Source organism: Brevundimonas sp. SS2672 (assembly GCF_059579685.1).
On record NZ_CM184201.1, the window covers coordinates 2,990,611 to 3,016,637 of the forward strand.

The 26,027-nt window shown below is 69.1% G+C and carries 25 protein-coding genes; 15 read left to right on the top strand and 10 right to left on the bottom strand.

Annotated features, from left to right (window positions below; translation table 11 throughout):
* Nucleotides 1–17 precede the first annotated feature (17 nt).
* Together AC52GN_RS15015 and AC52GN_RS15020 are read right to left on the bottom strand one after the other, a co-directional pair.
* Nucleotides 18–806: a metallophosphoesterase family protein gene (locus tag AC52GN_RS15015; RefSeq protein WP_496527605.1), complete on the bottom strand. Its 789-nt coding sequence runs from the start codon at nucleotides 804–806 to the stop codon at nucleotides 18–20.
* Nucleotides 806–1,780 carry a diacylglycerol/lipid kinase family protein gene (locus AC52GN_RS15020; RefSeq protein WP_496527606.1) on the bottom strand — a complete coding sequence of 325 codons (975 nt, stop codon included), beginning with the start codon at nucleotides 1,778–1,780 and terminating at the stop codon, nucleotides 806–808. Before AC52GN_RS15020 ends, AC52GN_RS15015 begins: the two co-directional genes overlap by 1 nt.
* A 155-nt stretch (nucleotides 1,781–1,935) precedes the next feature.
* On the opposite strand from AC52GN_RS15020, the gene AC52GN_RS15025 reads away from it, so the two are divergent.
* The 4 genes from AC52GN_RS15025 (at nucleotide 1,936) to AC52GN_RS15040 (ending at nucleotide 5,892) form a co-directional block, all read left to right on the top strand.
* A complete protein-coding gene (locus AC52GN_RS15025) occupies nucleotides 1,936–2,289 on the top strand; it encodes a YMGG-like glycine zipper-containing protein (RefSeq protein WP_338577398.1) in 354 nt (117 codons plus the stop codon).
* Nucleotides 2,290–2,416: 127 nt separating this feature from the next.
* Complete coding sequence (locus AC52GN_RS15030) at nucleotides 2,417–2,872, top strand: OmpA family protein (protein ID WP_343830061.1); 456 nt, start codon at nucleotides 2,417–2,419, stop codon at nucleotides 2,870–2,872.
* A 105-nt stretch (nucleotides 2,873–2,977) separates the two neighbouring features.
* Nucleotides 2,978–5,194 (top strand): protein-disulfide reductase DsbD family protein, encoded by a 2,217-nt coding sequence (locus AC52GN_RS15035; RefSeq protein WP_496527607.1) that lies wholly within the window; start codon nucleotides 2,978–2,980, stop codon nucleotides 5,192–5,194.
* Between the two features lie 23 nt (nucleotides 5,195–5,217).
* Nucleotides 5,218–5,892 carry a thioredoxin family protein gene (locus AC52GN_RS15040; protein WP_496527608.1) on the top strand — a complete coding sequence of 225 codons (675 nt, stop codon included), beginning with the start codon at nucleotides 5,218–5,220 and terminating at the stop codon, nucleotides 5,890–5,892.
* A 92-nt stretch (nucleotides 5,893–5,984) separates the two neighbouring features.
* Here AC52GN_RS15040 and AC52GN_RS15045 read toward each other — a convergent pair whose 3' ends face one another.
* The gene (locus AC52GN_RS15045) at nucleotides 5,985–6,461 is read right to left on the bottom strand and encodes a hypothetical protein (RefSeq protein ID WP_338577403.1); all 477 of its coding nucleotides are present in this window, start codon (nucleotides 6,459–6,461) and stop codon (nucleotides 5,985–5,987) included.
* 147 nt (nucleotides 6,462–6,608) lie between these two features.
* Between AC52GN_RS15045 and pgi the strand changes: the two genes are divergently transcribed.
* On the top strand, nucleotides 6,609–8,219 hold the full coding sequence (gene pgi, locus AC52GN_RS15050; protein WP_496527609.1) for a glucose-6-phosphate isomerase: 1,611 nt from the start codon (nucleotides 6,609–6,611) through the stop codon (nucleotides 8,217–8,219).
* Nucleotides 8,216–8,608, top strand: coding sequence for a DUF4260 domain-containing protein (locus tag AC52GN_RS15055; RefSeq protein ID WP_496527610.1), 393 nt, complete (start codon nucleotides 8,216–8,218; stop codon nucleotides 8,606–8,608). Before pgi ends, AC52GN_RS15055 begins: the two co-directional genes overlap by 4 nt.
* Before the next feature lie 58 nt (nucleotides 8,609–8,666).
* Here the strand turns inward: AC52GN_RS15055 and AC52GN_RS15060 are convergent, their stop codons facing one another.
* Nucleotides 8,667–9,134 carry a YMGG-like glycine zipper-containing protein gene (locus tag AC52GN_RS15060; RefSeq protein WP_291780661.1) on the bottom strand — a complete coding sequence of 156 codons (468 nt, stop codon included), beginning with the start codon at nucleotides 9,132–9,134 and terminating at the stop codon, nucleotides 8,667–8,669.
* Nucleotides 9,135–9,372: 238 nt separating this feature from the next.
* Between AC52GN_RS15060 and groES the strand changes: the two genes are divergently transcribed.
* Both groES and groL read left to right on the top strand, forming a co-directional pair.
* Complete coding sequence (groES, locus tag AC52GN_RS15065; RefSeq protein ID WP_003166488.1) at nucleotides 9,373–9,660, top strand: co-chaperone GroES; 288 nt, start codon at nucleotides 9,373–9,375, stop codon at nucleotides 9,658–9,660.
* 58 nt (nucleotides 9,661–9,718) lie between these two features.
* Nucleotides 9,719–11,365 carry a chaperonin GroEL gene (gene groL, locus AC52GN_RS15070; protein ID WP_291780652.1) on the top strand — a complete coding sequence of 549 codons (1,647 nt, stop codon included), beginning with the start codon at nucleotides 9,719–9,721 and terminating at the stop codon, nucleotides 11,363–11,365.
* A 244-nt stretch (nucleotides 11,366–11,609) separates the two neighbouring features.
* Here groL and AC52GN_RS15075 read toward each other — a convergent pair whose 3' ends face one another.
* Nucleotides 11,610–12,554, bottom strand: a complete 945-nt coding sequence (locus AC52GN_RS15075) for a LysR substrate-binding domain-containing protein (RefSeq protein ID WP_496527611.1) — start codon at nucleotides 12,552–12,554, stop codon at nucleotides 11,610–11,612.
* A 390-nt stretch (nucleotides 12,555–12,944) separates the two neighbouring features.
* On the opposite strand from AC52GN_RS15075, the gene AC52GN_RS15080 reads away from it, so the two are divergent.
* Nucleotides 12,945–14,585 (top strand): leucyl aminopeptidase family protein, encoded by a 1,641-nt coding sequence (locus tag AC52GN_RS15080; protein ID WP_496527612.1) that lies wholly within the window; start codon nucleotides 12,945–12,947, stop codon nucleotides 14,583–14,585.
* Between the two features lie 24 nt (nucleotides 14,586–14,609).
* Here the strand turns inward: AC52GN_RS15080 and greA are convergent, their stop codons facing one another.
* Nucleotides 14,610–15,092, bottom strand: a complete 483-nt coding sequence (gene greA / locus AC52GN_RS15085; protein ID WP_427790292.1) for a transcription elongation factor GreA — start codon at nucleotides 15,090–15,092, stop codon at nucleotides 14,610–14,612.
* A gap of 47 nt (nucleotides 15,093–15,139) precedes the next feature.
* Here greA and AC52GN_RS15090 point away from each other — a divergent pair, with 47 nt between their 5' ends.
* From AC52GN_RS15090 to AC52GN_RS15100, 3 genes are all read left to right on the top strand, one after another.
* A complete protein-coding gene (locus AC52GN_RS15090; RefSeq protein WP_496527613.1) occupies nucleotides 15,140–16,354 on the top strand; it encodes a BaiN/RdsA family NAD(P)/FAD-dependent oxidoreductase in 1,215 nt (404 codons plus the stop codon).
* Nucleotides 16,355–16,427: 73 nt separating this feature from the next.
* Nucleotides 16,428–18,068 (top strand): M28 family metallopeptidase, encoded by a 1,641-nt coding sequence (locus AC52GN_RS15095; protein WP_496527614.1) that lies wholly within the window; start codon nucleotides 16,428–16,430, stop codon nucleotides 18,066–18,068.
* Nucleotides 18,069–18,113: 45 nt separating this feature from the next.
* Nucleotides 18,114–19,259, top strand: coding sequence for a serine hydrolase domain-containing protein (locus AC52GN_RS15100; protein WP_496527615.1), 1,146 nt, complete (start codon nucleotides 18,114–18,116; stop codon nucleotides 19,257–19,259).
* Nucleotides 19,260–19,451: 192 nt separating this feature from the next.
* On the opposite strand, the gene AC52GN_RS15105 is transcribed toward AC52GN_RS15100, so the two are convergent.
* The 3 genes from AC52GN_RS15105 to AC52GN_RS15115 form a co-directional block, all read right to left on the bottom strand.
* Nucleotides 19,452–19,943 (bottom strand): DUF4440 domain-containing protein, encoded by a 492-nt coding sequence (locus tag AC52GN_RS15105; RefSeq protein ID WP_496527616.1) that lies wholly within the window; start codon nucleotides 19,941–19,943, stop codon nucleotides 19,452–19,454.
* 122 nt (nucleotides 19,944–20,065) lie between these two features.
* Nucleotides 20,066–21,067, bottom strand: coding sequence for an EamA family transporter RarD (gene rarD / locus AC52GN_RS15110; RefSeq protein ID WP_346485300.1), 1,002 nt, complete (start codon nucleotides 21,065–21,067; stop codon nucleotides 20,066–20,068).
* 107 nt (nucleotides 21,068–21,174) lie between these two features.
* Nucleotides 21,175–22,221: an aspartate-semialdehyde dehydrogenase gene (locus AC52GN_RS15115; protein ID WP_496527617.1), complete on the bottom strand. Its 1,047-nt coding sequence runs from the start codon at nucleotides 22,219–22,221 to the stop codon at nucleotides 21,175–21,177.
* A gap of 149 nt (nucleotides 22,222–22,370) precedes the next feature.
* Here AC52GN_RS15115 and zapE point away from each other — a divergent pair, with 149 nt between their 5' ends.
* Nucleotides 22,371–23,483: a cell division protein ZapE gene (zapE, locus tag AC52GN_RS15120; protein ID WP_496527618.1), complete on the top strand. Its 1,113-nt coding sequence runs from the start codon at nucleotides 22,371–22,373 to the stop codon at nucleotides 23,481–23,483.
* 154 nt (nucleotides 23,484–23,637) lie between these two features.
* Here the strand turns inward: zapE and mdh are convergent, their stop codons facing one another.
* Nucleotides 23,638–24,600, bottom strand: a complete 963-nt coding sequence (gene mdh, locus AC52GN_RS15125; protein WP_496527619.1) for a malate dehydrogenase — start codon at nucleotides 24,598–24,600, stop codon at nucleotides 23,638–23,640.
* 127 nt (nucleotides 24,601–24,727) lie between these two features.
* Between mdh and AC52GN_RS15130 the strand changes: the two genes are divergently transcribed.
* Together AC52GN_RS15130 and AC52GN_RS15135 are read left to right on the top strand one after the other, a co-directional pair.
* Nucleotides 24,728–25,489 carry an EcsC family protein gene (locus AC52GN_RS15130; RefSeq protein WP_496527620.1) on the top strand — a complete coding sequence of 254 codons (762 nt, stop codon included), beginning with the start codon at nucleotides 24,728–24,730 and terminating at the stop codon, nucleotides 25,487–25,489.
* Nucleotides 25,486–25,899, top strand: a complete 414-nt coding sequence (locus AC52GN_RS15135; protein ID WP_496527621.1) for an HIT domain-containing protein — start codon at nucleotides 25,486–25,488, stop codon at nucleotides 25,897–25,899. The genes AC52GN_RS15130 and AC52GN_RS15135 overlap by 4 nt, the downstream gene beginning before the upstream one ends.
* The last annotated feature ends 128 nt before the right edge of the window (nucleotides 25,900–26,027 follow it).

Consider the following 26,027-nt stretch of genomic DNA (forward strand, 5'->3'; position numbering starts at 1 on the left):
TTCATGATCTGAAACCCTCAGGCGCGGCGACGCGGCAGCCGCCAGGTCTGGTGATCGGCGAACCGACGTCCGTCCCAGGCCACGGCCGACACCGTCACCGTCTCGGCGTCCCATTCGATGCGGTTGAAGCTGGGCGGCGCCCCCCGCTCGCGATGCGACAGGGTTCCGCAGCCGACGGCATAGGAGCATTCGTCCCCGACCCCGATCGGCAGGGCGAAGGGCACATGGACATGACCGGTGACGACCAGGTCGACGCCCGCCTCGGCGAAGATGCGCGCCGCGCGCGCTCCGCGCTTGACCTCGCCCGTCATGGGCGCGCCGATCATCTCGACCAGGGGATGGTGGCAGGCCAGTATGCGAAGCGCGCCGTCGGGCGCCTGACGCAGAGCCTCCGCCGCGCGGCGCGTCTGATCCAGGTCGATGACGCCCTTGGACCAGTTGGGACGGGCCTGCCAGCCGCGCGCCGTCGTGACGCCCCGCACCATCAGGGCGTCGTGGCGGAACTCGTGATCATGGGCCGGATGGCCGGTCGCCTGTTCGAAGGCCCGCCACGGCCAGAACAGCCGCGCCATCACGTCCCAATAGGGCACGTCGTGATTGCCCACGGTGACGAAGACCGGCTCGGGAAGGGCGCGGATCCAGTCGCCGGCCGCCGCGAACTCGCGCGGATAGCCTCTCTGGGTGATGTCGCCGGTGATCAGGATCAGGTCGGCCCCGGCGGCGTGGGCGTAGTCGGCTGCGGCGGCCACCGCATGTTCATGCTCGCATCCGAAATGAACGTCCGAAAACTGGAGGACCAGACCCACTAGACGCTGTCCTCGCCGGCTGGAGGCTTGGGCGCCAGGGCCATGAAGGCGCGCGGCAGAAACCGCACCGCCGCCTCGCGGCCCAGCAGCATCGGCTCGCCGTCGATCACGGCGGGAATGCGCGACCGGGCCTCCACCTCGATCCTGCGGGCGCCTCGGGTGGTGACGGTCGGATCCTGGCGCCAGTCGTCGAACAGGGCGTGCGCGGCCAGGCGGAAGGCCTGAGCCGCGTCGGCGGTGTTCATGGCCGCCGCCTCCAGCCCGTCGCACTTGTCCATCGCCTTGGAGATCAACGGGCTGATCAGCACCAGGGCCTCAGCCTTCTCCCGCTCGCTACCGTCCAGCGCATAGCGCACCCGGCCGGAAAAGGCCTTCTTCAGCGCGCGGCGGGCGTAGGTCCAGGCCATCTTCAGCTTGCCTTCGCGGATGGCCTCGCGCGCCGGGGCCCACAGGGCGGGCGAGCCCAGGATGGCCGCGCAGTAGAAGGCCTCGCCCTCGACCTCGCCGCCGGCCACGGCCAGGGGGGCGCCCTCCTCCAGCGCGAGGCGCAGAGCCTTCTTCCAATCCCCCGTGCCGTAAAGCGCCTTGGGCAGCATGTTCATGGTGCCGCCGGGCAGGGGTGCGATCAGCGGCCCGTCGGACCCGGCGCGGGCGGCCACCGATCGCGCCGTCCCGTCGCCCGCCAGGATGAACAGGACGTCCGGGCGCGCCTCCAGCGCCTCGCCGATCTGGTCCGGGATCCGCGCCCCCTCCAGCACGACCACTTCGGCCTGAAGCGGATAGACGGCCAGAAGGGCGGCGGCCTCGTCGGCCGCCTGCGCCCCAACGCCGCCCGACAGCGGATTGACCAGGATGATGACCCGTTCCAGTCGGACCGCCTCCGTCAACGGTCGCGGCGCCTCATCCTGAGCGGCGGCGGCGGGGTCCAGGAGGCTCAGGAAATTCGGAGCGTCGTTCTGCGTGTCGGCTGTCATGGGCGGCGAACGTCTGCGCGGTCGGCCAGTTCCGCGCTCGCGACCACGCGCTGGGATTTAAAGTGAAGCTTCGAACGTTTTGCCTCGGAACCGCCCTCTTCGGGCTGCGTTATCGAAGCTTCAGGGGTGCCCCCTAAGGGATGAAGGACAGAACCATGAACAAGGCGATCATCGCCATCGCCGGCGCCGGACTTCTGGTGACCGCCTGCGCCAGCGACCCGTACTACGGCGGCGGCTACGGCTCGAACGAAACCGTCCGTCAAGGCGCCGTCGGCGCGGGCCTGGGCGCCGTGGCCGGCGCCATCATCGGCAACAACGTCGGCGGCGGCAACGCAGCCACGGGCGCGGCCATCGGCGCCCTGGCAGGTGGTGCGGCCGGCGCCATCCGCGGCTCGAACCAGGACCGCAACAACCAGCAGCGCTACCGCGACAACCAGGGGCGCTACTACTACTGCTACGATAACCGCCAGACCGAGTGCTACTGGGAGAACGGCCAACGCCGTTACTGATCCCGGCGTCTAGCCTCTGGCGCCCGAAGCGTTTTCGGGACAGTCTGAAAGGGCGATCCGCATGGCGCGGGTCGCCCTTTTTGCTGGAGGGCGCGCGAGCCGCAACGGCGCGCGCGAGGGGCCTGACATGAAGCTCATTTCCGCTGTCGTTCTGCTGACCGTCGGCCTGACCGTGGCCGGGTGCGCCGCCACCGGCGGCTACAAGAAGCGCAGCGACCTGGTCAGCGACCCGGCCGCCTGCGCCGACAAGCGGTTCGAAGTCTATTTCACGCCGGACCGCGCGACCCTGACCGACGCCGCCCGCCAGGCCATCGGCATGACCGCGACCCAGCTTCAGGGCTGCCAGATCAAGCACGTCAAGGTCACCGGCCTGGCCGACGCCCGCAGCGGCACGGCCGCCGCCAACCTGACCATTTCCGAACAACGGGCCCGCGCCGTCGCCGAAGCGCTGGCGGGCGCCGGCCTGCCCGCCCCGGCGTTCGACATCGAAGCGGCCGGGGCCGAGGGCGCGCTCGTCGGCGGCGTCAACGACCCTCTGCGTCGCCGCACCGAGGTGCTGATCGAGGTCGCCGCCCCGCGCTGACCCCGCCAGACAGCCGGCTGCGGCCCGCCGTCGCGGGGCGTGGCTAGGCGGGGCCTGAGGGTCTAAGGTCGCGCCTTTCCCCTGGTTCTGCTTCCGGCGTCGCCCTTGCGCATCCTGCTTCTTCTCCTGACCTGGTTCGTCCTCGCCCTGCCGGCGACGGCGTCCGCGTCCCCGTCCCCGTCCGAGGCCGCCCTGCGCGAGGCCCTGGCCGCCGGCGCCGCGCCCGCCAGAGGAGAGGCCGTCGCGCCTGGTCCCCAGCGCACCGAAAGGATCGAGGCCGAACTCGTCCCCATGGGAGCCTGGGCGACCCCAGGCTCGACGGCTGTCGTCGCCATCCGCCAGAAGATTGAGCCCGGCTGGCACACCTATTGGCGCAACCAGGGCGATTCCGGCGGCCCGACGACCCTGACCTGGGCCCTGCCGACCGGCCTGAAGCCAGGCGACATCCTGTGGCCCCTGCCCGAGCGCCAGCGGCTGCAGAGCCTGATGAACTACGGCTATTCGGGCACGGTCTTCCTGCCCGTGCCGATCGAGATTCCCGCCGACGCCCAGCCCGGCCGGAGCCTGCCTCTGCGCGTCACCGCCCATTTCTACGTCTGCAGCGACGAGATGTGCGTGCCCGAAGACCTCGACCTGGCGCTCGATCTGCCGGTGCGCGACGGCGCCGCGCCGCTGGACGCCCGCTTCGGCCAGGCGATCCAGGACGTCGTCGCCGACGCGCCGCGCCCCGCCGGGATCGAGGCCCGCGCCGCCCTGATCGACGGCAGGCTGACCCTGACGGCCGTCGGCGGCCCGCTGACCGGCGCCGCGCCGAAATGGGCCTATTTCTATCCGTTCGAAGGCGGGGTGATCGACCACGCGGCCGCCCAGTCCGGCGAACGCGGCCCACAAGGCCTGACCGTCAGCGTCCCCGCCGGGCGCGGCCTGACGACCAACGGGCTGAACGGGCCGATCGGCGGCGTCCTGTCGACCGATCTGGGCGCCTGGGAGATCACGGCCGAACCCGGGGCGGCCCTGGCCGGCGTCGCGGACGAGGGCGGCATCGGCGACGGCGAGAGCGTTCAGGCCGCAGCGACCGCGCCGACCGGGTTCGCCGACTTCGGCAAGGCGGCGTTGTTCGCCCTGCTGGGCGGGTTGATCCTGAATCTGATGCCCTGCGTCTTCCCCATACTGGCGATGAAGGCCGCCTCGCTCAGCCGCGCCGCCCATGAACCGGTCGAAGCCCGTCGCGACGGCCTGGCCTTCGCGGCCGGGGTGCTGACGACCTTCCTCGTCCTGGCCGGGGCGCTGCTGGCCCTGCGGGCGGGCGGTCAGGCCCTGGGATGGGGCTTCCAGCTGCAGTCGCCGGGCGTTGTGGCCGCCCTGGCCCTGCTGATGCTGGCGGTGGCGCTGAATCTGTCGGGCGTCTTCCACGTCGGCGCAGGCCTGCAGGGCGCCGGACACGGCCCGCTGGCGCGCCTGCCCGGCGCGGCGGGCGCCTTCTTCACCGGCGTGCTGGCCGTGGTCGTCGCCGCGCCGTGCACCGCCCCCTTCATGGCCTTTGCGCTCGGCGCGGCCCTGTTCATGCCCTGGCCCATGGCCCTGGCGGTCTTCCTGATGCTGGGGCTGGGCCTGGCCCTGCCCTATGTGCTGATCAGCCTCAATCCGCGCCTGCTGGCCCGCCTGCCCAAGCCCGGCCCGTGGATGGAGACGCTGCGCAATCTGCTGGCCTTCCCCATGTACGGCGCCGCCCTATGGCTGGCCTGGGTCTATGGCCGCCAGACCGCCGACGCCCTGGCTCTACTGTTCGGCGCCGGACTGATGCTGGCCCTGGCGCTATGGCTCTACGGCCGCTTCCAGGCCGCCGCGCCGGGCAAGGGTCGGGCTGCAGGGATCGCCGCCGTCCTGGCCCTGATCGCGGCCCTGGGCTTCGGCGTCCTGGCCGGAAAGGCCGCGCCTGCCGCGTCGGACGGCGACAGCGCCTCGACCCGCCTGCCCTCCCAGCCCTGGTCCGAACAGGCGGTGAAGGCCGCCCTGGCCGAGGGACGGCCCGTCCTGGTCAACTTCACCGCCGACTGGTGCGTGACCTGCAAGCTCAACGAGGGCGCCGCCCTGTCCTCGACCCGCACGACTGAGGCGCTGGAACAGGCGAACGCCGTCTATCTGGTCGGCGACTGGACGCGCCGCGACGACGCCATCACCGCAGAGCTGCAACGCCACGGCCGTTCGGGCGTGCCCCTCTACCTCGTCTATGCGCCGGGCCGGGCCGAGCCGCGCATCCTGCCGCAGTTGCTGACCGAAGGCGTCGTCGTCGACGCCCTGAAGGACGCCGCCGACCGCTGACTTTTCATCCCAAGGAGACCGCCATGTTCCGCCTGCTGACCGCCGCCTCCGCCTCTCTTCTGCTGCTCGCCGCCTGCCAGCAGCAACCCGCCGCATCGCCGGAGCGGTCCGAGACCGCCGCTGTCGCCCCCGAGGCGATCGAAGCGCCAGCCCCCGGCGAAACGGCCCCCGCCTTCACCCTGGTCGACGCCGAGGGCCATCAGCGATCGCTGGCCGACTTCCGCGGCAAGACGGTCGTGCTGGAGTGGACCAACGAAGGCTGTCCCTTCGTGAAGAAGCACTACACCGGCGCCATGCAGGCCCTGCAGCGCGAGGCGACCGCCGACGGCGTGGTCTGGCTGACCATCATCTCCTCGTCGCCGGGAACCCAGGGCTTCGTCGAGGGGGAGGAAGCGCAAGCCTGGAAGGCCAAGCACCAGGCCGCCTTCACCCATCTGTTGCTGGATCCGACCGGCGAGGTGGGCAAGCGCTACGACGCCAAGACCACGCCCGACATGCGGATCATCGATCCCGAAGGGCGGCTGATCTACGTCGGCGGCATCGACGATCGGCCGACCAACAAGGTGGAAGATCTGGACGGGGCCAACAACTTCGTTCGCGCCGCCCTGGCCGACGCCAAGGCCGGCCGCGCGGTCCAGACCGCCTACGCCGCGCCCTACGGCTGCGCCATCAAATACCCCGAGACCGTGGAGGGCTGAGAATTCCTCGCGGAAACCAACCTCCCCTAATCGGGCCCCAAGTCGCGCAAAGCGCGGCAGGCCCAAGAACAGCATCAAGCCTCAGCCGGCGGCTACGCCGCGGGCTGAGGGGGCGAGGTGATGACCTCGACGTTGTCGTTCAGCAGATAGGACAGCTCGTCGAGCGCCAGCTTGCGCGCAGCCGCATCGGGCGCCGTCTCCACCGCCGCGACCTTGACCGGGATGTCTTCCGAAATGCCGCGCAGGATGCACTTCAGGTCGTTATCCGTGCCGCGTTCCTTGAGGATCAGATGCCCCTGCATGTCGCGCTGGGCCAGATCCGTCGCCTGGGTCTTGAACGCCGCATAGGCCGCGCCGGTGAAGAAGCCGGCCCGGTCCGCCTCGCCCGAGGCCATCCAGCCGTCGACGATCGACTTCAGGGCGCCCGACCGGGCGACCAGATCGGCGAACAGGGGCTCCTGGGCCACCGAGACCGGCGCGGCGGGCGCTACCGGCGGCAGGGCCGCCGCTTCGGCGACGGCGGGATCGGCCAGCATCAGGGCGACAGCGAGGGCTATTCCGCAGGACATGGCGTGCCTTTCACAAGGGAGCGGGCCGCGGCGCTTCCGAAGGAAACCCTTGTTGACCCGATCCTGGATTGAACTCTTCTCGGCCTGAGCCGTACACCAGAGCCTGCAAGCGTCGGGCCAACCGCACCGAACCGCCATGGGGAGACGATGATGCCGCACGCCGCCGCCTGGGCCGAACTCGAAGCCGCCGCCCGCCGGGACGCCGGCGCCCGCATCCAGGATCAGTTCGCCGCCGACCCGGATCGTCTGACGCGGCTGACGCTGGAGGCGGCCGGCCTGCATATCGACCTGTCGAAGCAGAGCTGGGCCCGCGCCGGCCTGGACGCGGCCCTGGCTCTAGCGCGCGCCTGCGACGTGGAGGGCCGCCGCGCAGCCTTGTTCAACGGCGAGGCCGTCAATCTGACCGAGGGCCGTGCAGTGCTGCACCCGGCCCTACGCGCGGCGAACGGCGCGGACTTCCACGCCCTGGGCGAGCCGGTCTCGGCCGAGGTCGAGGCCGTTCGCGCCGAAATGAAGACCTATGCCGAAGCGGTGCGGTCCGGAAATGAGACAGGCGCGACCGGGCGCGCCATCCGGACGGTGCTCCATATCGGCATCGGCGGCTCTGATCTGGGTCCTCGACTGATCTGGGACGCCCTGCGCCCGCTTGATCCGGCCATCGACCTGCGCTTCGTCGCCAACATCGATCCGCGCGACATGGCCGAGGCCCTGATCGGACTGGAGCCCGAGACGACCCTGGTCGTCGTCGTCTCCAAGACCTTCACCACCCAGGAAACCCTGACCAACGCCGAGGCCGCCAAGGCGTGGCTGGCCGCCGCCCTGCCCGCCGAGGGGATGGCCAGACACTTCATCGGCGTGACCGCCGCGCCGGACAAGGCGACGGCCTTCGGATGCGGCCGCACCTTCGCCTTCAGGGACTGGGTCGGCGGCCGCTATTCCCTGTGGTCGGCGGTCAGCCTGTCCTGCGTCATCGGCCTGGGCTGGGAGGCGTTCCAGGAATTCCTCGACGGCGCCGCCGCACTGGACCGGCATTTCCTCGAGGCGCCGCTGGAGAGGAACGGGCCGGTGCTCATGGCTCTGGCCGACATCTACAATGTGGACGGCCTGAACCGCCCGGCGCGCAGCGTCGCGCCCTACGCCCACGCCCTGCGTCGCCTGCCCGCCTTCCTGCAGCAGTTGGAGATGGAGTCGAACGGCAAGCGGGTGCGCCGCGACGGCTCGCCCGTCGGTCGCCAAACCTGTCCCGTCGTTTTCGGCGAACCCGGCTCCAACGGCCAACACGCCTTCTTCCAGCAGTTGCATCAGGGACCGCAGGTCGTTCCCCTCGACTTCGTCATCGTCGGCCGTACCTGCGAGGACGCGACCGCGACGCCGCTTTGGGCCAACGCCCTGGCCCAGGCCCAGGCCCTGATGCAGGGCAAGACCGAGGGCCAGGCTCGCGCCGAACTGCTCGCCTCGGGCGCATCCGAGGCCGAGGCCGACCGTCTGGCGCCGCATAAGACCTTCCCCGGCGACCGCCCGTCGACGGCCATCCTGATGGAAGCGCTGACGCCCCGCTCCCTCGGCGCCCTGATCGCCCTTTATGAGCACAAGACTTTCGTCGAAGGCGTCCTGTGGGACATCAACAGTTTCGATCAATGGGGGGTGGAGCTCGGCAAGGCCCTGGCCAAGGCCGTGCTGAAGGACGTCGAAGCCGGCGCGCCGTCCTCGGGCCTCGACCCTTCGACAGCCGACCTGCTGCGACGATTGACGGCGTGACCGTCGTCGCCCCCGCCTGGCAGAGGCTCGAGGGTCTGGCCCTGCTCGCCCTCTCCGCCCTGGCCTATGGGCGTTTCGGCCAGGAGGGCGGAGGTTGGGGGTTGTTCGCCATTCTCTTCCTGGCGCCGGACCTATCCTTCGCCGGCTATCTGGCCGGGCCGCGCGTCGGGGCCTGGAGCTATAATCTGGCGCACAGCCTGATCGGTCCGCTGCTGCTGGCCGGCGCGGGCCTGCTGATCTCCGCGCCGTCGGCGATCCCGCTCAGCCTGATCTGGCTGGCGCATATCGGCTTCGATCGTGCGCTCGGCTATGGCCTGAAGTCTCCGCAAGCCTTCGAGGTCACTCACCTGGGCTTGATCGGCAAGGCGCGCAAAGCTCAATTCGACTGAATCCTCCATGAAAAAGGCCCGGTCGCGAAACCGGGCCTTTCTTCATCTCGCCGTTCGCCTACCAGCGGCGGTCATAGCGGTAGTCGCGGTCGCGGCGGTTCTGATAGCTGCGCCACTCGCCGTGGTTCCGCCAGTAACGACCGTCGCGGTAATAGCGGCCGTTGTTGCGCTCGTAACGGCCGTTGTAATAGCCGTCGCGGCTGTTGATGCCGTGTTCGCGCTCCCAGTGGCCCTGGTTCCGGTAGCAGCGACCGCCGCGGTAATAGCTGCAGTCGTCGTTGCTCGAGGACGAGGCCGCGCCGAGGGCCGCACCCGCCAGGGCGCCGCCCGCGACATAACGTCCGTCGCCCTGGCCGATCAGGGCGCCGGCCACGCCGCCGACGACAGCGCCAAGGACGGCGTCACGGCCGGTATTGTCGCGATCGCGGTCGCGATAGTTCTGGGCCGCGGCCGGAGTCGTGGCCAGCATCGTCACAACCAGAGCAGGGGCGATAGCGCCGGCGCCGATCTTGAACAGGGTCTTCATGGCGGGCTCCTTTCGAAAGCCGGTTGATCCGTTGTCCCCTCTTTAGCGAAGCCTGTCTGAACGACCCCGGGGGCGCCCGTTCATTTTCGCTTCATCAAGGCGCCGAATTTCAGTCCGCCTCGCCCTTGACGCCCCCCGCCCCCTGCCTAACTCCCCGGTCGTTAGCACTCGGGGAGGGCGACTGCCAAAGTCGTGGGCTCCGAGGGCTGGAACCAACATCCTAACGGGAGTTACTCAGATGGCGTTTCGTCCGCTCGGCGACCGCGTGCTGGTCAAGCGCGTTGAAGAAGAATCCAAGACCAAGGGCGGGATCATCATCCCCGATACGGCCAAGGAAAAGCCCCAGGAAGGCGAAGTCGTCGCCGTGGGCCCCGGCGTCCGTGACGAAGACGGCAAGTTCGTCGCCCTGGAACTGAAGGCCGGCGACCGCGTCCTGTTCGGCAAGTGGTCGGGCAGCGAAGTGAAGATCGACGGTGAAGACCTGATCATCATGAAGGAATCCGACGTCCTGGGCGTGCTGTCGTAAGACGCGTCCTGGGTTTCCGGAATTCTAACGTAAAATCTTATAGATAGGAGCAGCCCGCATGGCCGCTAAAATCGTAAAGTTCAACACCGACGCTCGCGACAAGATGCTGAAGGGCGTCAACGTCCTGGCTGACGCCGTCAAGGTGACCCTGGGTCCGAAGGGCCGCAACGTCGTGATCCAGAAGTCCTTCGGCGCCCCGCGCTCGACCAAGGACGGCGTCTCGGTGGCCAAGGAAATCGAGCTGGAAGACGCCTTCGAGAACATGGGCGCCCAGATGATCCGCGAAGTCGCTTCCAAGGCGAACGACAAGGCGGGCGACGGCACCACCACCGCCACCGTCCTGGCTCAGGCCATCGTTCAGGAAGGCCTGAAGGCCGTGGCCGCCGGCATGAACCCGATGGACCTGAAGCGCGGCATCGACAAGGCTGTCGAAGCGGTGCTGGAAGAGATCAAATCGAACTCCAAGCCGGTCTCCAACAACTCGGAAATCGCCCAGGTCGGCACCATCTCGGCCAACGGCGACGCTGAAATCGGCGACCTGATCGCCCAGGCCATGGCCAAGGTCGGCAACGAAGGCGTCATCACCGTCGAAGAAGCCAAGACCGCCGAAACCACCGTCGACATCGTCGAAGGCATGCAGTTTGACCGCGGCTATCTGTCGCCCTACTTCATCACCAACCCGGACAAGATGGAGGTCTCCCTCGAAGAGCCGCTCATCCTGCTCCACGAGAAGAAGCTGACCTCGCTGCAGCCGATGCTGCCGGTGCTGGAAGCCGTGGTTCAGTCGGGCCGTCCCCTGCTGATCATCGCCGAGGACATCGAAGGCGAAGCCCTGGCGACCCTGGTCGTCAACAAGCTGCGCGGCGGCCTGCGCGTCGCCGCCGTCAAGGCTCCGGGCTTCGGCGATCGCCGCAAGGCCATGCTGGAAGACATCGCCATCCTGACGGGCGGCCAGGTCATCTCGGAAGACCTCGGCATCAAGCTGGAAACGGTCACGCTCGACATGCTCGGCAAGGCCAAGAAGGTCCAGATCACCAAGGACGACACCACCATCGTCGAAGGTTCGGGCGAGAAGGACGGCATCGAGGCCCGCGTGGGCCAGATCAAGCGCCAGATCGAGGACACCACCTCGGACTACGACCGTGAGAAGCTGCAGGAACGTCTGGCCAAGCTGGCCGGCGGCGTCGCCGTCCTGCGCGTCGGCGGCTCGACCGAAGTCGAAGTGAAGGAAAAGAAGGACCGCGTCGACGACGCCCTGAACGCGACCCGCGCCGCTGCCGATGAAGGCATCGTCCCGGGCGGCGGCGTGGCCCTGCTGAAGGCCTCCAAGGTGCTGGACGGTCTGAAGGGCGACAACGCCGATCAGAACGCCGGCGTCAACATCGTCCGCCGCGCCCTGCAGGCTCCGATCCGTCAGATCTCGGAAAACTCGGGCGTCGAAGGCTCGATCGTGGTCGGCAAGGTGCTGGAATCGGCCAAGGCCGAGTTCGGCTTCAACGCCCAGACGGAACAGTATGGCGACCTGGTGGAAATGGGCGTCATCGACCCGGCCAAGGTCGTCCGCTCGGCTCTGGCCTCGGCCGGTTCGGTCGCGGGCATCATGATCACGACCGAAGCCGCCATCGCCGATGCGCCGAAGAAGGCCTCGGCCGGCGGCGCCCCCGACATGGGCGGCATGGGCGGTATGGGCGGCATGGACTTCTAAGGAAGTCCGGCAACTCAAAGCTCAGACAACGGAGGGGCGGGATCGAAAGGTCCCGCCCTTTCTTCTTTCCTTTTCCCCTTGTGGGAGAAGGTGGGCGCCGGAGGCGCTCGGATGAGGGGTGTGAGCGCCGCTTTCTCGAGTATGGTCGCGGCGTCTGATCATGGGATGGCTTCAGAGGTCGCGTCGCAAGGCCCCTCATCCGTCAGGCTTCGCCTGCCACCTTCTCCCACAAGGGGAGAAGGGGTTACGCGCCTCCTTCACCCACCTCGCGTCCCGCCAGCCGCGCGCCTTCGACCACCGCCGGGTCGGCGCGAGCCGTGTCCAGAATCCAGTCACGGAAGCGGGCGATCTTGGGGACCAGGCGTCGGCCCGACGGGTAACAGAGCCAATAGCCCTCGGCCAGGGCGACGGTCTGATGGAACGGCCGGACCAGCAGGCCGCGCTCCAGCTCGCGGCCGTAAAGGATGGGCGAGCCCAGGGCCACGCCCTGATCGCCCAGAGCCGCCGCCACCTCCATCGCCTGATTGTCGGCGGTCAGCCTGGGCGGCGCTCCGGCGTCAGCGGGCGCCACGGCGGCGGCGGCGAACCATGCGGCCCATTCGCGGGGCTCTCCGATCAGATGGGCCCGCTTCAGATCGGCAGGCGATTTCAGCCCCAGCCGGTCGCGCAGGACCGGAGTGCAGACCGGCGTGAAGACGGCCGGCATCAGAAAGCGGCTTTCCAGTCCCGGCCACCGGCCCGAGCCGAAGCGCAAGGCCACGTCCAGCCCGTCCGCGCCCAGATTGGACAGTATGGAACTGGTGTCGACCCGCACGGCCAGGTCGGGATTGGCCAACTGGAACGCGCCCAGCCGCGTCGCCAGCCATTGGGTCGCCATGGTCTGCAGCGTCGTGACGGCCAATACGCCCTGGTCCGCCTCAACCACCTCGGCCACCGCCCGCCTCAGCAAGGTCATCGCCTCGGTCGCGGCCGTAGCCAGTCGCTCGCCCTCGGGCGTCAGGGCCACCTGCCGCGTGCCGCGCGTGAACAGGGGCCGCTCGAGTCGTTGCTCCAGGTCGCGGATGCGCCAGCTGACCGCCGCCTGGCTCATGCCGAGAGCCTCGGCCGCGCGGGTGAAGCTGAGCAGGCGCGCCGTCGCCTCGAACACGCGAAGAGCGTCGACCGGAATACGGGAAAGAGGATCAGACATAAGTCAGCCTTATGAATCGGCGTCATCGTCTCGTTTGTGACCCGGCGCACCATGCGCCATCCTGACCCTCTCAGAAAGGAGGACGAAGTCATGGACCACATCTACCGCACTCATAAGGAACCCGCGTGGGGCTGGATCGGCGCCCTGCTCGACGCGCGCCGCCTTTCACGCCGAGAGACCGGCGAAGTCCGCCTCAGGGCCCGACCCTGCTCGGCGCCCCCGCGTCGGGCGGCCTGCTGACGGCCGCCGTTCCGCCGGGCGCGACCCCAAGCGCGCGACAAGCGCGACAAGGCGTCGCGCCCGGTTCCCTTCAGCCGGCGGAACAGTTGCCCCGGCGCGATACGACCGCCCATAAAGGCGCCTTCATCGTCACAGAGGGGGCCCTGATCGATGCGCCGCACCACCCGTATTCCGTCCTTCGCCGCAGCCGCGCTGATCGCCGCCGCCGGTCTGAGCGTCGCCGTTCCGGCTGAGGCCCAAGCGCGCCGCGCGGCGTCGACCGCCGAGCGCGCCGACTGGCCCGCGCGCGCTGCGCCCGCACAGGCGCGCGCCGTGACCTTCGCCGCCGCCGCTTCGCCATCGGGCTCCCTCGTCCTGCCGCTGGGCTCGGAAGCTGATCTGGCCGCGCGCGGATCGGCTCTGGACGCCGGAACGCGTCAGGCGATCGCCGCAGCCCTGAGCGCCGCGCGCTTCGATTACAAGGCGCGCCAGACCCTGAGCCTGCACGGCGTCGGCGGCTGGGACCGCATCCTGATCGTCGGTCTGGGCGAAGCGCCCAAGGCCGCAGACGTCCAGACCGCCGGAATCGTCGCGGGCCGCGCGCTGAACAGCCAGCCGGGCGTCCTGACCGCCCTGACCTCGGGCCTGTCGGCGGATATGGCCTCTGAACTGGCGACGGGGCTGGGCATCGGCCACTACCGCTCGGACCTGTATGTCACCACCGGTCGCGACCGCGCGGCGCCCGGCACCCTGACCGTTGTGGCCGATGACGCCGCGAACGCCCAGGCGCACTATCGTCGCGGCGCGGCCCTGGTCGAAGCCATGGCCTGGACCCGCGACGTGTCCAACGAGCCGGCCAACGTCGTCTATCCCGAAAGCTTCGTCGAGCGCGCCCGCGCCGCCTTCGCCGGCGTGCCGGGGGTCGAGATCACCGAACTGGACGTGCCCGCCATGCAGCGCCTGGGCATGGGCGCCCTGCTGGGCGTCGGCCAGGGCTCCAGCCGCCCGCCGCGCCTGCTGGCCGTGCGCTATCGCGGCGAGGGCGCTGCGACCGACGGTCCGATCGCCCTGCTGGGCAAGGGCATCACCTTCGATTCGGGCGGCCTCTCGCTGAAGCCCGGCTCGGGCATGGGCAATATGAAGATGGACATGTCCGGCGCCGCCAGCGTCGTCGGCGCGGTCCTGGCCCTGGCCAAGGGCGGCGCCCCGGTGGACGTGGTCGCCGTCGCCGCCCTGGCCGAGAACATGCCCGACGGCGGCGGCATCCGCCCGGCCGACGTCCTGACCGCCATGAACGGCAAGACCATCGAGATCATCTCGACCGACGCCGAAGGCCGTCTGGTTCTGGCCGACGCCGTGGTCTGGGCCGACACGACGCTGAACCCGGCCGCCATCGTCGACGTGGCGACCCTGACCGGCGCGGTCGGCGGCGCGTTGGGCGGCGACTATGCGGGCCTGTTCAGCCGCCACGACGCCCTGTCCGATCAGTTGAAGGCCGCTGGAGACGCCACCGGCGAAACCCTCTGGCGTCTGCCGTTGCATCCCAACTATGTGCGGGCGACCTCTTCGACCATCGCCGACATCAAGAACTCGGGCGAAGGCGGCGCCGGCGCGGGCACCGGCGCTCACTTCATCGGCTATTTCGCGCGGCCGGAGACGCCCTGGGCGCACCTGGACATCGCCAACATGGCCTTCGGCGCCGCCAACGACGTCAAGCCGGCCGGTTCGGCGGGCTACAGCGTGCGCCTGCTGGAGCGCTTCGTGCGCGACTTCCAGCCGGTGGCGAAGGAGAAGGGCGCGGGCGGCTACTGAAGCCGCCCCCAGCCTTCACGCTTCTCAGCCTTCCTTGATGGCGACGATCTCGACCGACTGGCCCGCGACCGTCGCCTCATCCCCCTCGCGCTTGCCCATCAGGGCGCGAGCCAGGGGCGAGACGTGGCTGACGCTGCCCTGGGTCGGGTCGGCCTCGTCCTCGCCGACGATGCGCCAGGTCTGGGTGCGGCCGTCCTCGCGCTCGATCGTCACCGTGTCGCCGAAGCGCACCTTGCCGTCCGGCGGCGCCTCGACCAGCTGGGCCGTGCCCCGACGCGCCGACCAGTAGCGCAGGTCGCGCGTCGCCCGCGCCATGGCGGTGCGGTCGGCCTCGATGGAGCCCGCCGCCTGAGCCGCCGTATAAGCCGCGCGCGCGGCCGCCAGCTCGGCCTCGATCTGGGCCAGGCCCTGCGGCGTGACGAGGTTGGGATGGGGCGAGATCGGCCGGTCCGGCAGGTCCGCCGCCGTAGCTTCCAGATCTTCTTCCCGTGTAAAGGCGACGCTCATGTCCGCCAGCATAGGCCGTGACGGCCATTCCGGCTAGGAAGGCGTCGATGACGCTCTCCCCTTCCACAGTCGCCGTGATCGGCGCCGGTCCCGCCGGTCTGATGGCCGCCGAATCCCTGGCCCAGGCGGGCCGGCGCGTCGTCGTGCATGAGCAGATGCCTTCGGTCGCGCGCAAATTCCTGATGGCCGGACGCGGCGGGCTGAACCTGACCCATTCGGAGCCGCTCGAGCCGTTCCTGAACCGCTATGACGCCGCCGCTCAGGCGCGCATCAAGGGGTGGCTGGAGGCCTTTTCGCCCGCCGATCTGATCGAATGGGTCGAGGGGCTGGGCCAGCCGACCTTCGTCGGTTCATCCGGCCGGGTGTTTCCGAAGGCGATGAAGGCCTCGCCCCTGCTGCGCGCCTGGCTGGCGCGGCTGGAAGGGCTGGGCGTCGAGGTCCGCACCCGCTCGTGCTGGACCGGCTGGCGGGACGGCGCCCTGACGTTCGAGACCCCTGATGGTGAGCGGACAGAGCGGCCCGACGCCGTGGTCCTGGCCCTCGGCGGCGCCAGCTGGGCCAAGCTGGGCTCGGATGCCGCATGGGTTCCGGCGCTAAAAGAGGCGGGCGCCGAAGTGGCCGCCTTCCGTCCCGCTAATGTCGGCTTTGATGTCGCGTGGTCGCCGATCTTCCGCGACCGTTTCGCCGGAACGCCGCTGAAAGGGGTCTCCCTGACGCACGGCGACCGCACCGTGCGCGGCGAAGCCATGATCGCCGCCTATGGGATCGAGGGCGGCGGCGTCTACGCCCTGTCCGCCGGTCTGCGCGAAGCGGTGGAGCGCAACGGATCGACCACGCTGACGCTCGACCTGCGGCCCGATCTGAGCGTCGAGGCCCTGACCCAGCGCCTGTCGAAACCACGCGGCAAGGACAGCCTGTCGAACGGGTTGCGCAAGACCGCCCGGCTGGACGCCGCCGCCATCGCCCTGTTGCGCGAAGGCGGCTCCCTGTCCGCAGAACCCGCCGAGCTGGCCGCCCGGATCAAGGGCGTCGCCCTGACCCTGACTGGCGTGCAGGGCCTGAGCCGCGCCATCTCCTCGGCCGGGGGCGTGGCGCTGGACGCCGTCGACGAACGGCTGATGCTGAGGGCGCGGCCCGGCGTCTTTGCCGCGGGCGAGATGCTGGACTGGGAGGCGCCGACCGGCGGCTATCTGCTCCAAGCCGCCTTCGCCTCGGGCGTCGTCGCGGCTGAGGGCGCACGCGCCTGGCTGGCGGCGCGCTGAGGCCATTCGGGGGTCGACAGCGGCGGCCTCAGGGGGCAGCGTGGCGCAAATCGTCCAAACGCCGAGCTTGCCCATGACCCTCGCCCGTTCCGCCGCCGTCGGCCTGATCGCCGTCCTGATGTGTTCGACCTCCGCGCTCGCTCAAACCGGCCGCGTCGATCCGGCCCGGCTGAATGAAGCGACCCGCGTGCTGGCGTCTGATGAGTTTGAAGGCCGCGCCCCGGTCACGCCCGGCGAAGACCGCACCATCGCGTGGTTGTCGCAGCAGTTCCAGGCGCTCGGTCTCGAACCCGGCGGCCCCAACGGATCGTGGGTGCAGGTCGCCCAGGTCAGCCGCACCAGCCAGGACGGCCCCGCCGCCATCAGCGTTTCCGCCAACGGCCGCACGACCGAGCTTCAGCGGGCCAAGGACGTCATCGTCTCGTCCGATCGGCCGGTGGAGCGCATCAGCCTGACCGACGCGCCTCTGGTCTTCGTCGGCTATGGCGTCGACGCGCCCGAGCGTGGGTGGGACGACTACAAGGGCGTCGATCTGACCGGCAAGATCATGCTGGTGCTGGTCAACGACCCCGACTTCGCCGCGCCCGAAGGCCACCCCGTCGCGGGCAAGTTCGACGGCCAGGCCATGACCTTCTACGGCCGCTGGACCTATAAGTTCCAGGTGGCGGCTGCGCATGGCGCCGCGGGCGTTCTGGTCATCCACGACACTCCGGGCGCGGGCTATCCATGGTCGACGCTGGAGAATTCCTCGACCGCGCCCAAGTTCGACATCGTCCGCGCCGATCCGGACAAGGAGCGCGTAGCGGCGCAGGGCTGGATTCAGGGCGCGATCGCCGAACAGCTGTTCCAAGACGCCGGGCTGGACTTCGCCGCCCTGAAGGATCAGGCGCGGACCCCCGACTTCCGCCCCGTGGCGCTGGACGGCGTGACCATGTCCATCGACTTCGGCCAGAAGGCCGACCGGGTCGAGACGCGCAACGTCATCGGCCGCCTGCCCGGAACCAAATACCCGAACGAGACGGTGATGTTCGGCGCCCACTGGGACGCCTATGGCCGCGCCACGCCCAAGAACGGCGACGACATCTATAACGGCGCCGTCGACAATGCGACGGGCGTCGCCGGCGTCATGGAGATCGCCCGCCTGTTCGCAGAGGGGCCGCGCCCCGAACGCTCGACCGTCTTCATCAGCTGGGCGGCCGAAGAAACCGGCCTGCTGGGCGCCGAATACTATGCCGCCAACCCGGTCTGGCCGCTGGAAACGACGGTCGCCAACATCAATATGGACAGTCTGCTGCCGGGGACCGAGATCGACCCCAACATCGTCGTCATCGGCGCGGGCAAGAACGATCTGGACGACCGGCTGGCGGTGCTGGCCGAACGCGAGGGACGTCGCCTGATCCCCGACCCGGCGCCGCACGCGGGGGCCTTCTATCGCTCGGACCACTTCCCGCTGGCGAGGAAGGGCGTGCCCGCCCTGTTCGCCGCCGCGGGCTTCACCGGCCACAACGAAGCCAGCCGGGACTATGTCGCCAACCGCTATCATCAGCCGACAGACGAATGGACGCCGGAGTGGACAATGGACGCCGCCGCCGCCGACGTTCAGCTGCTGTATGAAGTCGGCCGCGACCTGGCCAATTCGCGCGACTGGCCCGCATGGAAGCCGGGCGACGAGTTCGAAGGCGCGCGCAACGCCTCGGCGTCGGCGCGCCAGTAATCGGCTGCAAGTGACGTGAAGCCGCCAAGGCGCTAGACCGCATCCATGACCAGCCTCCCCGACCTCCACGGCGTCTGCCCGCCGCGTTTCAATGCGGTGAAGGACGCCTTCGCCGCCAACTTCACCGACGCGCCCGAGGGGCTGAACGAACTGGCCGCGCGTTTCAGCGTGACCATCGACGGCGAGGTGGTCGCGGACCTGTGGGCCGGCTCGGCCGATCTGGCGGGGACCAAGCCGTTCGCCGAGGACACGCTGGTCCCGGTCTTCTCGACCGGCAAGGCGGTGATGGCCCTGATGATCGCGCGCTGCGTGGACAAGGGACTGTTGTCCTATGAGGACCGGGTCTGCGACCACTGGCCCGCCTTCGGCGCCGCGGGCAAGGATCAACTGACCGTCGGCCAGTTGATGAGCCACCAGTCCGGCCTGCCCGGCTTTGACGGCGGCGCCGAACCGGCCATCTGGTTCAACCGGCAGGCGGTGCTGGACAAGCTGGCGGCGCAGATGCCGATGTGGGCGCCGGGCACGGCGTCCGGCTATCACCCCATCACCATCGGCTATCTGGCGGGGGAACTGTTCCGCATCGTCGACGGGCGGACGATGGGAACGGCCCTGCGCGAGGACTTCGCCCAGCCGTTCGATCTGGACCTGTGGATCGGCCTGCCCGAAGCCGAACACGGCCGTGTCGCCCAACTGCGCAAACCCGCCGCCGCGCCGGACCTCGGCCCCATTGACGCGATCAAGAAGGCCGCCTTCCTGGATCGCGGCTCGGCCCCCGGCGGGCGCGGCTCGGCTGAATGGCGGATGGCGGAGATTCCGTCGGCCAATCTGCACGCCACGGCCAAGGATCTGGCGCGGATGATGTCCATCGTCGCTACCGGCGGCGCTCTGGACCACCTGGCGGTGCTGTCGGAAGAGACCCTGGCTCAAGCCACGCGCGAGCGCATTCATGGGCTAGATAAGGTCGTGCCGTTTCATATGAACTGGGCGGCTGGGTTCATGCGCAACGAAGGCCTGAACATCTTCGGTCCCAATCCGACAACGGTGGGCCATACCGGCTGGGGCGGATCGATGGCGTTCGCCGATCAGGCGATAGGCGTGTCCGCCGCCTATGTCATGACGCGTCAGTCGCCGCACCTCCTTGGCGATCCGCGCGCTCTACGCCTAGTCGAGGCGCTTTACGGCGCGCTCTGAACTGTCCCTCTCCCGGCGGGAGAGGGCTTGAGCCTCCAAGAGCCGAAGGCGATTGGGTCAGGCGAAAGGGTGAGGGGCTTACCCTTCAGTCGGCGTGAGCCGTCGCGCCACGGCTCACGCCGACGTCAAACGAGAACCCTCATCCGGCCCTTCGGGCCACCTTCTCCCATCGGGAGAAGGAAGAAGAGGCCTCTAGGCCTCCGGTCCCCAGGCCAGCTGGTCGTGGACGATCAGCCAGCCGTCGACCGTGCGACGCAGGATGCGGGTGAACAGGCCGCGATGGGTCTTGCCGTCGCGCGTCATCACCGCCCGGCCCGAGACCACCGCCGTATTGACGTCGAACTGCAAGGTTTCGAACCATTCATAGGACAGCGCCCCCAGGCCGCCGGGCTCGGCGGCGCGGGCGTCCAGGGCCGCGCGCACGCTGTCCGGTCCCTTCAGGGGCGTGTCGCCCAGGAAGACCAGCAACGGCTCGTCGTGGACATAGGTGGCCATGACCGCGTCCACCTGACCCGAGGTCCAGGCCGCGGCGGCGGCGTCCAGGGCGTCGCTGACCGCATCAAAGGTTTCGGCCGTGGTCGGCGGCGCGGCGACGGGCGCCGGCGCGCCCTCGACGGGAGCCGGGGCGGCGTCTCGCGAGGCGCCCACGCGCGCGGTGCGGATCACTTCATCGCCGCCGCCCATGACGCTGCTGCTTTGAGCGCAGGCCGAAGTCCCCCCGCGATCAAGGCGGATACGGCGAGGGCGGAGAGCAGGCGGGAGCGGATCATCATCGCCTTCTCTTTAGGACGGGACGGCCTTCGACCTCAACGCGAAGTCGAAGGTTTCTCGCCGATGGCGTCCATTCGATCCTCGGCGGGATCGTCCAGCAGGCCTGGTTCGGGCGCGACGATGGTCTCGGCCGTATGCGCCGCGCGACGCACCTTGAGCACGGCGCCGACGGCGAAGACGGCCACGGCGACCCAGATGAAGACGAAGGAGGCGATGCGCAGCGGCCCCAGAGCCTCGCCTTGCAAGGCGCCGATGATGAAGACGATGGTCGGCGCCAGGAACTGCAGAAAGCCCATGCTGGACAGCGGCATCCGCCGCGCCGCCCAGGCGAACAGGGCCAGGGGAATGACCGTGGCCGGTCCGGCGAACAACAGCCACAGCGTCGCCGAGGGCGAGGCGGTGAAATGGCCCGCGCCCGCGCTTTCGATGTGGATCAGCCAGATCAGACCCGGCAGGGCCAACAGCAGACACTCCAGGAACAGCCCCGTCTGAGCGTCGACCGAGACGCGCTTCCTGATGATGCCGTAGGCCGCAAAGGTCAGGGCCAGGATGATCGAGACCCAGGGCGCGTGTCCGAGGGCTATGGTCTGCAGCAGCACTCCGACCGCCGCCAGCGCCATGGCGATCTTTCCGGCCCAGTCGATCTTCTCACGGAACAGCCACGCCCCCGCCGCCATGTTAAGCAGCGGATTGAGGTAGTAGCCGAGCGAGGCGTCGAGGGTCCGCCCGTCGTTCACGGCGATGATGTAGGTGGTCCAGTTCCCCGCGATCAACACCGCGGACAGGGCCAGCCAGCCCAGCACCTTGGGCTGGCGCAGCACGGCCATGACCTGCGTCCACTGGCGCGACAGCATGACCAGCAGCGCGGCCCAGACCAGGCCCCAGACGGCCCGGTGCCCCATGATCTCCCAGGCGTCCGCCCCCTGATGGCCCATCTGCTGGAACACCAGGGGCACGAACCCCCAGATCAGGTAGCAGAACACGCCCGCCGCCAGGGCGGCGCGGGCTTCGGAGGCGGGAGCAGGGGAGGCGCTCACTCTGGTACCTTTCGACCCCCGCCGCATCGCCGACACGGCGGGGGTTCAACACATATGACGCCCCTCAAGCAGCCTCGCGCCGCGCGCGAGGCGTGAGGGACCTCTGCTTACACAGTCAAAGTGCGATAGCCGCTCTTGGGCGAGATGACGCCGGTCTCGTCCAGCAGCTGGGCGATCTGAACGGCGTTCAGGGCCGCGCCCTTGCGCAGGTTGTCCGACACCACCCAGAAGGACAGGCCGTGCTCGACCGTCGGGTCCTTGCGGATGCGGCTGACATAGACGGCATGTTCGCCCGCGGCGTCGACCGGGGTGATGTAGCCGTCGTGTTCCTGCTTATCGACGACCAGGATCCCCGGCGCCTCGCGCAGGATCTCGCGGGCTTCGTCCGGGGCGATCGGACGGTCGAACTCCACCGTCACGGCTTCGGAGTGGCCGACGAAGACCGGCACGCGCACGCAGGTGACGGTCAGCTTGATCGACGGGTCGATCATCTTGTGCGTCTCGTCCCACATCTTGGCTTCTTCATCGGTGTAGCCGTCCTCGTTGAAGGCGCCGATGTAGGGGATGACGTTGAAGGCGATCTGCTTGGGGAATTTCTTCGGCGTGGCGTCGCCCAGGCCGTAGATGGCCTTGGTCTGGTTCCACAGCTCGTCCATGCCTTCCTTCCCGGCGCCCGAGACGGACTGGTAGGTCGAGACGACGACGCGCTTGATCTTGGCCGCGTCATGCAGCGGCTTCAGCGCCACCACCAGCTGGGCGGTCGAGCAGTTGGGGTTGGCGACGATGTTCTTCCTGGTCGCCAGCTTGGCGGCGTCCGGGTTCACTTCCGGCACGATCAGCGGCACGTCCGGGTCCATGCGGAAGGCCGAGGAGTTGTCGATGACGATGGGACCGGCCTTGCCGATCTTCTCGGACCATTCGCGCGACACCCCGCCGCCGGCGCTCATCAGCACCAGGTCGACGCTCGAGAAGTCGAACTGCTCGATGTCCTCGCACTTGATGGTGCTGTCGCCGAAGGAGACCTCGACGCCTTTGGATTTTCGAGAGGCGATCGCGTGCATTTTCTCGACGGGGAAGTTCACTTCATCGAGGATGGCCAGGATTTCCCGGCCGACATTGCCTGTGGCGCCTACGACGGCGACGCGATAGCCCATGATGAAATCATCCTTTGTTCGGGGGCGTTTGGGAGAAACGCTTCTGCATTTGGGTCCTTCGCAGCCGCGAAGCAACCAGAATCCTCCAATTCGGCGCCGGAATCCGCGAACGCCTTCCCCCGGCCCCATCGGGGAGCTATCTGCTGGCCATGACCTCCCGCATCCGCAAAGCCTACGACATCCGCGTGGAAGAGGGCGTGATCACGCCCGAACCGGCCCAGGCCGCCCTGATCGGCGCGCTTGAGCGGCTGGAGACCGACCTGTCGAAGAAGGGGCTGTTCGGCGCCCTGCCTGAGGTCAGGGGCATCTACATCTGGGGCCCGCCCGGACGCGGCAAGTCCATGCTGATGGACCTCTTCTATTCCTCGACGCCCGAGCAGAGGAAGGTCCGCGCCCACTTCCACGCCTTCATGGCGCGCATCCACGACCTGGTGAAACAGTGGCGCGACGGAACCCCGCGCAGCCGCAAGGCCGTGTTCGGGACCGCCAAGGGGGACGATCCCATCCCGCCGATCGCCGCCCTGATCGCCTCTGAGGCGCGTCTGCTGTGCTTCGACGAGCTGCAGGTGACGGACATCGCCGACGCCATGATCCTGGGTCGGCTGTTCGAGGCCCTGTTCGAAAAGAAGGTGGTGCTGGCCGTCACCTCGAACCGCGCGCCCGAAGACCTCTACAAAAACGGCATCAACCGCCAGCTCTTCCTGCCCTTCATCGACATCATCCGTCAGCGTTGCGACGTGGTCGAGACGGCGGGCGCCCGCGACTTCCGCCTGGACCGCATGAGCGGAGCCAAGGTCTGGTTTTCGCCCCTGGACGCCGAGGCGCGGCAGGGGTTCGAGACCCTGTGGGCCGACCTCAAGGGCGGCGAGCCGGAGGAGCCCATCGCCCTGCCGGTGCTGGGCCGCGAGGTGAAGCTGGAGCGCACGGTCGGCGCCATGGCGCGCGCGACCTTCAACGAGCTGTGCGGCCGTCCGCTGGGACCGCAGGACTATCTCGCCGTCGCGCGGCGCTTCCACACCCTGTTCCTGGCCGACGTGCCCCTGCTCAGCCCGGCCAACCACCACGAGGCGCGCCGCCTTGTGACGCTGGTCGACGCGCTTTACGAGGCGAAGACCCGCCTGGTCGTCCTGGCTGAGGCCGCGCCCGAGGCGCTCTACACCGAGGGCGTCGGCGCCTTCGAGTTCGAGCGGACCGTGTCGCGCTTCAACGAGATGCAGAGCGAGGCCTGGCTGGAGCAGCGTGAGGAAGCCGAGGCGGCCTGAGCCTCCCCCTGCCCGCTCATCCCCCCATCCGCCGGGATGAGCGGTTGCTAGGAATGGCGCATGAAAAAGGGCCGCATCCGAAGATGCAGCCCTTTCCAATTTAGACGCCTAAGCGCTCAAGCAGCGAGCTGCCGCGCGGCTCGCGTCAGCGCCCTCAAGCCAAGGAAGGCTCAATGTCCTTACAGGCCTGGATCAGGCCCTGGACCGAGGCGACCGACTTGGCGAACATCGCCCTTTCGTCGTCGTTGGTGGTGAACTCAATGACCTTCTCGACGCCGTTCGCGCCGATCATGGCCGGGACGCCGACGTAGAGGTCCGACAGGCCGTATTCGCCCGACAGCCACACGGCGCACGGCAGGACGCGCTTCTGATCCAGCAGGTAGGACTTGGCCATCGTAATCGCGCTCTCGGCCGGGGCGTAGAAGGCCGAGCCGGTCTTCAGCAGGGCCACGATCTCGCCGCCGCCCTTGCGGGTGCGCTCGACGATGGCGTCCAGATCGGCCTGGCTCAGGAAGCCCGCGGCGACGGCGTCCGGCAGCGGCAGGCCGCCGACCGTCGAGTGGCGCACCATCGGCACCATGTCGTCGCCGTGACCGCCCAGGGTCCAGGCGTGGATGTCCTGCACCGAGACGCCGGTCTTTTCAGCCAGGAAATAGGCGAAGCGCGCCGAGTCCAGCACGCCGGCCATGCCGATGACCTTCTCCTTGGGGAGCCCTGAGAACTTCTGCAGGGCCCAGACCATGGCGTCGAGCGGGTTGGTGATGCAGATGACGAAGGCGTTGGGGGCGTGCTGCTTGATGCCCTCGCCGACGGCCTTCATGACCTTGAGGTTGATGCCGATCAGGTCGTCGCGGCTCATGCCCGGCTTGCGCGGCACGCCGGCGGTGACGATGCAGACGTCGGCGCCCGCGATGTCGGCGTAGTCGTTGGCGCCCTTCAGGGCCACGTCCTGACCGAAGACGGCCGAGGCTTCGGCGATGTCCAGAGCCTTGCCCTGGGGGGTGCCTTCGGCGATGTCGAACAGGATGACGTCGCCCAGCGCTTCGCGCGCGGCCACGTGGGCCAGGGTTCCGCCGATCATTCCGGCGCCGATGAGGGCGATCTTCGCGCGAGCCATTCAGGTCTCTCCAGTCGATATTGCGTGTGCGAAACGGTAGTCGCTGGAACGGCGGTCTAGACCTGTCGGCGGATCGCGGCAAGCGTTCCGCGTTGCGCCTTTCGTCGGGGCCTGCGAGGCTGCGGCCATGGCCAAACCCACGGACGCTCCACCGATGACGGACGCCGCCTATGAGGCGCGCGCCCTGGCCGAGGCCCTGGCCTGGCGCGATCGCCAGCTGAAACGGCCTGGCCTGTGGGACAAGACCACCCGCGCGACCCAGGACCGCATCAACCGCGTCATTCCCGAGCGCGTGCACGAGATCGTGACCGGCGCCGTGCAGCAGATGACGCGCGGCCTGCTGGCCGGATCGGAGTGGACCACCGCCCGCCCCATGACAGAAGGCGCCCTGCAGGAGCGCGAGGCCAGGGTTCGCACGCGCGTCGAGCTGTATCGCACCACCGCCAGCGTCGAGGGCGGGGTGGCGGGCGCCGGAGGCTTCCTGATGGCGGCGGCGGACTTTCCGGCTCTGATGGCGATCAAGGTCAAGATGCTGTTCGAGATCGCCGCCCTGTACGGCTATTCCGGCCGCGACCTGAAGGAGCGGGTGATCGTCCTGCGCATCTTCCAGCTGGCCTTCTCCAGCGCCCGGCATCGCCCCGAGGCCCTGGCTGCGCTGGAGGCCGCCATGCGCGCACCGGACGATCCCGACGCCCTGAAGGCCTTCGACTGGCGCAAGTTCCAGCTGGAGTATCGCGACTACATCGACGTGGCCAAGCTGGCCCAGCTGCTGCCCCTGGTCGGCGCGCCGATCGGGGCCGTGGTCAACTGGCGCCTGACCCAGCGTCTGGCCGAGACGGCGATGAACGCCTATCGCCTGCGCCTTCTCGCCGATCAGGACGCCGCATGAGCTTCACCGCCGACCCCGCCTTCGAGGCCGCCTCCGTCTTCGCCGTCGACTGGCCCCTGTGCCAGGTGCGTTTCCAGGACGACGGCCGCTTTCCCTGGCTGATCCTGCTGCCGCGCGTCCCCGACGCGGTCGAACTGGAAGACCTGTCGCCCGAGCAGCGCGCCCTTCTGAGCGATGAGATCGTCCGCGCCGGCGCCCTGGTGCGCGAACTGGGCGCCCTGCGCGGGGCATCAGTCGACAAGCTGAACGTCGCCGCCCTGGGCAATGTCACGGCCCAGCTTCACGTCCATGTCGTCGGCCGTCGGCGCGACGACCCCCTGTGGCCCGATCCGGTCTGGGGACGCCCGGGGGCGGTTCCGTGCGCGCCGGAAACACGCGATCCCGCCCTGGCGCACATCGCGGCCTTTTGACTCTAGGACGGAGGGCCGACTTTCGTCGGAATCGGCCCCCTTCGTTGACACCCCCCGTCTGCGTCACTAAAGCCTGTTGCACTGCAATCCGGCCCTGAAATTCCTCGGGTTTTTTGAGAATCATTCGC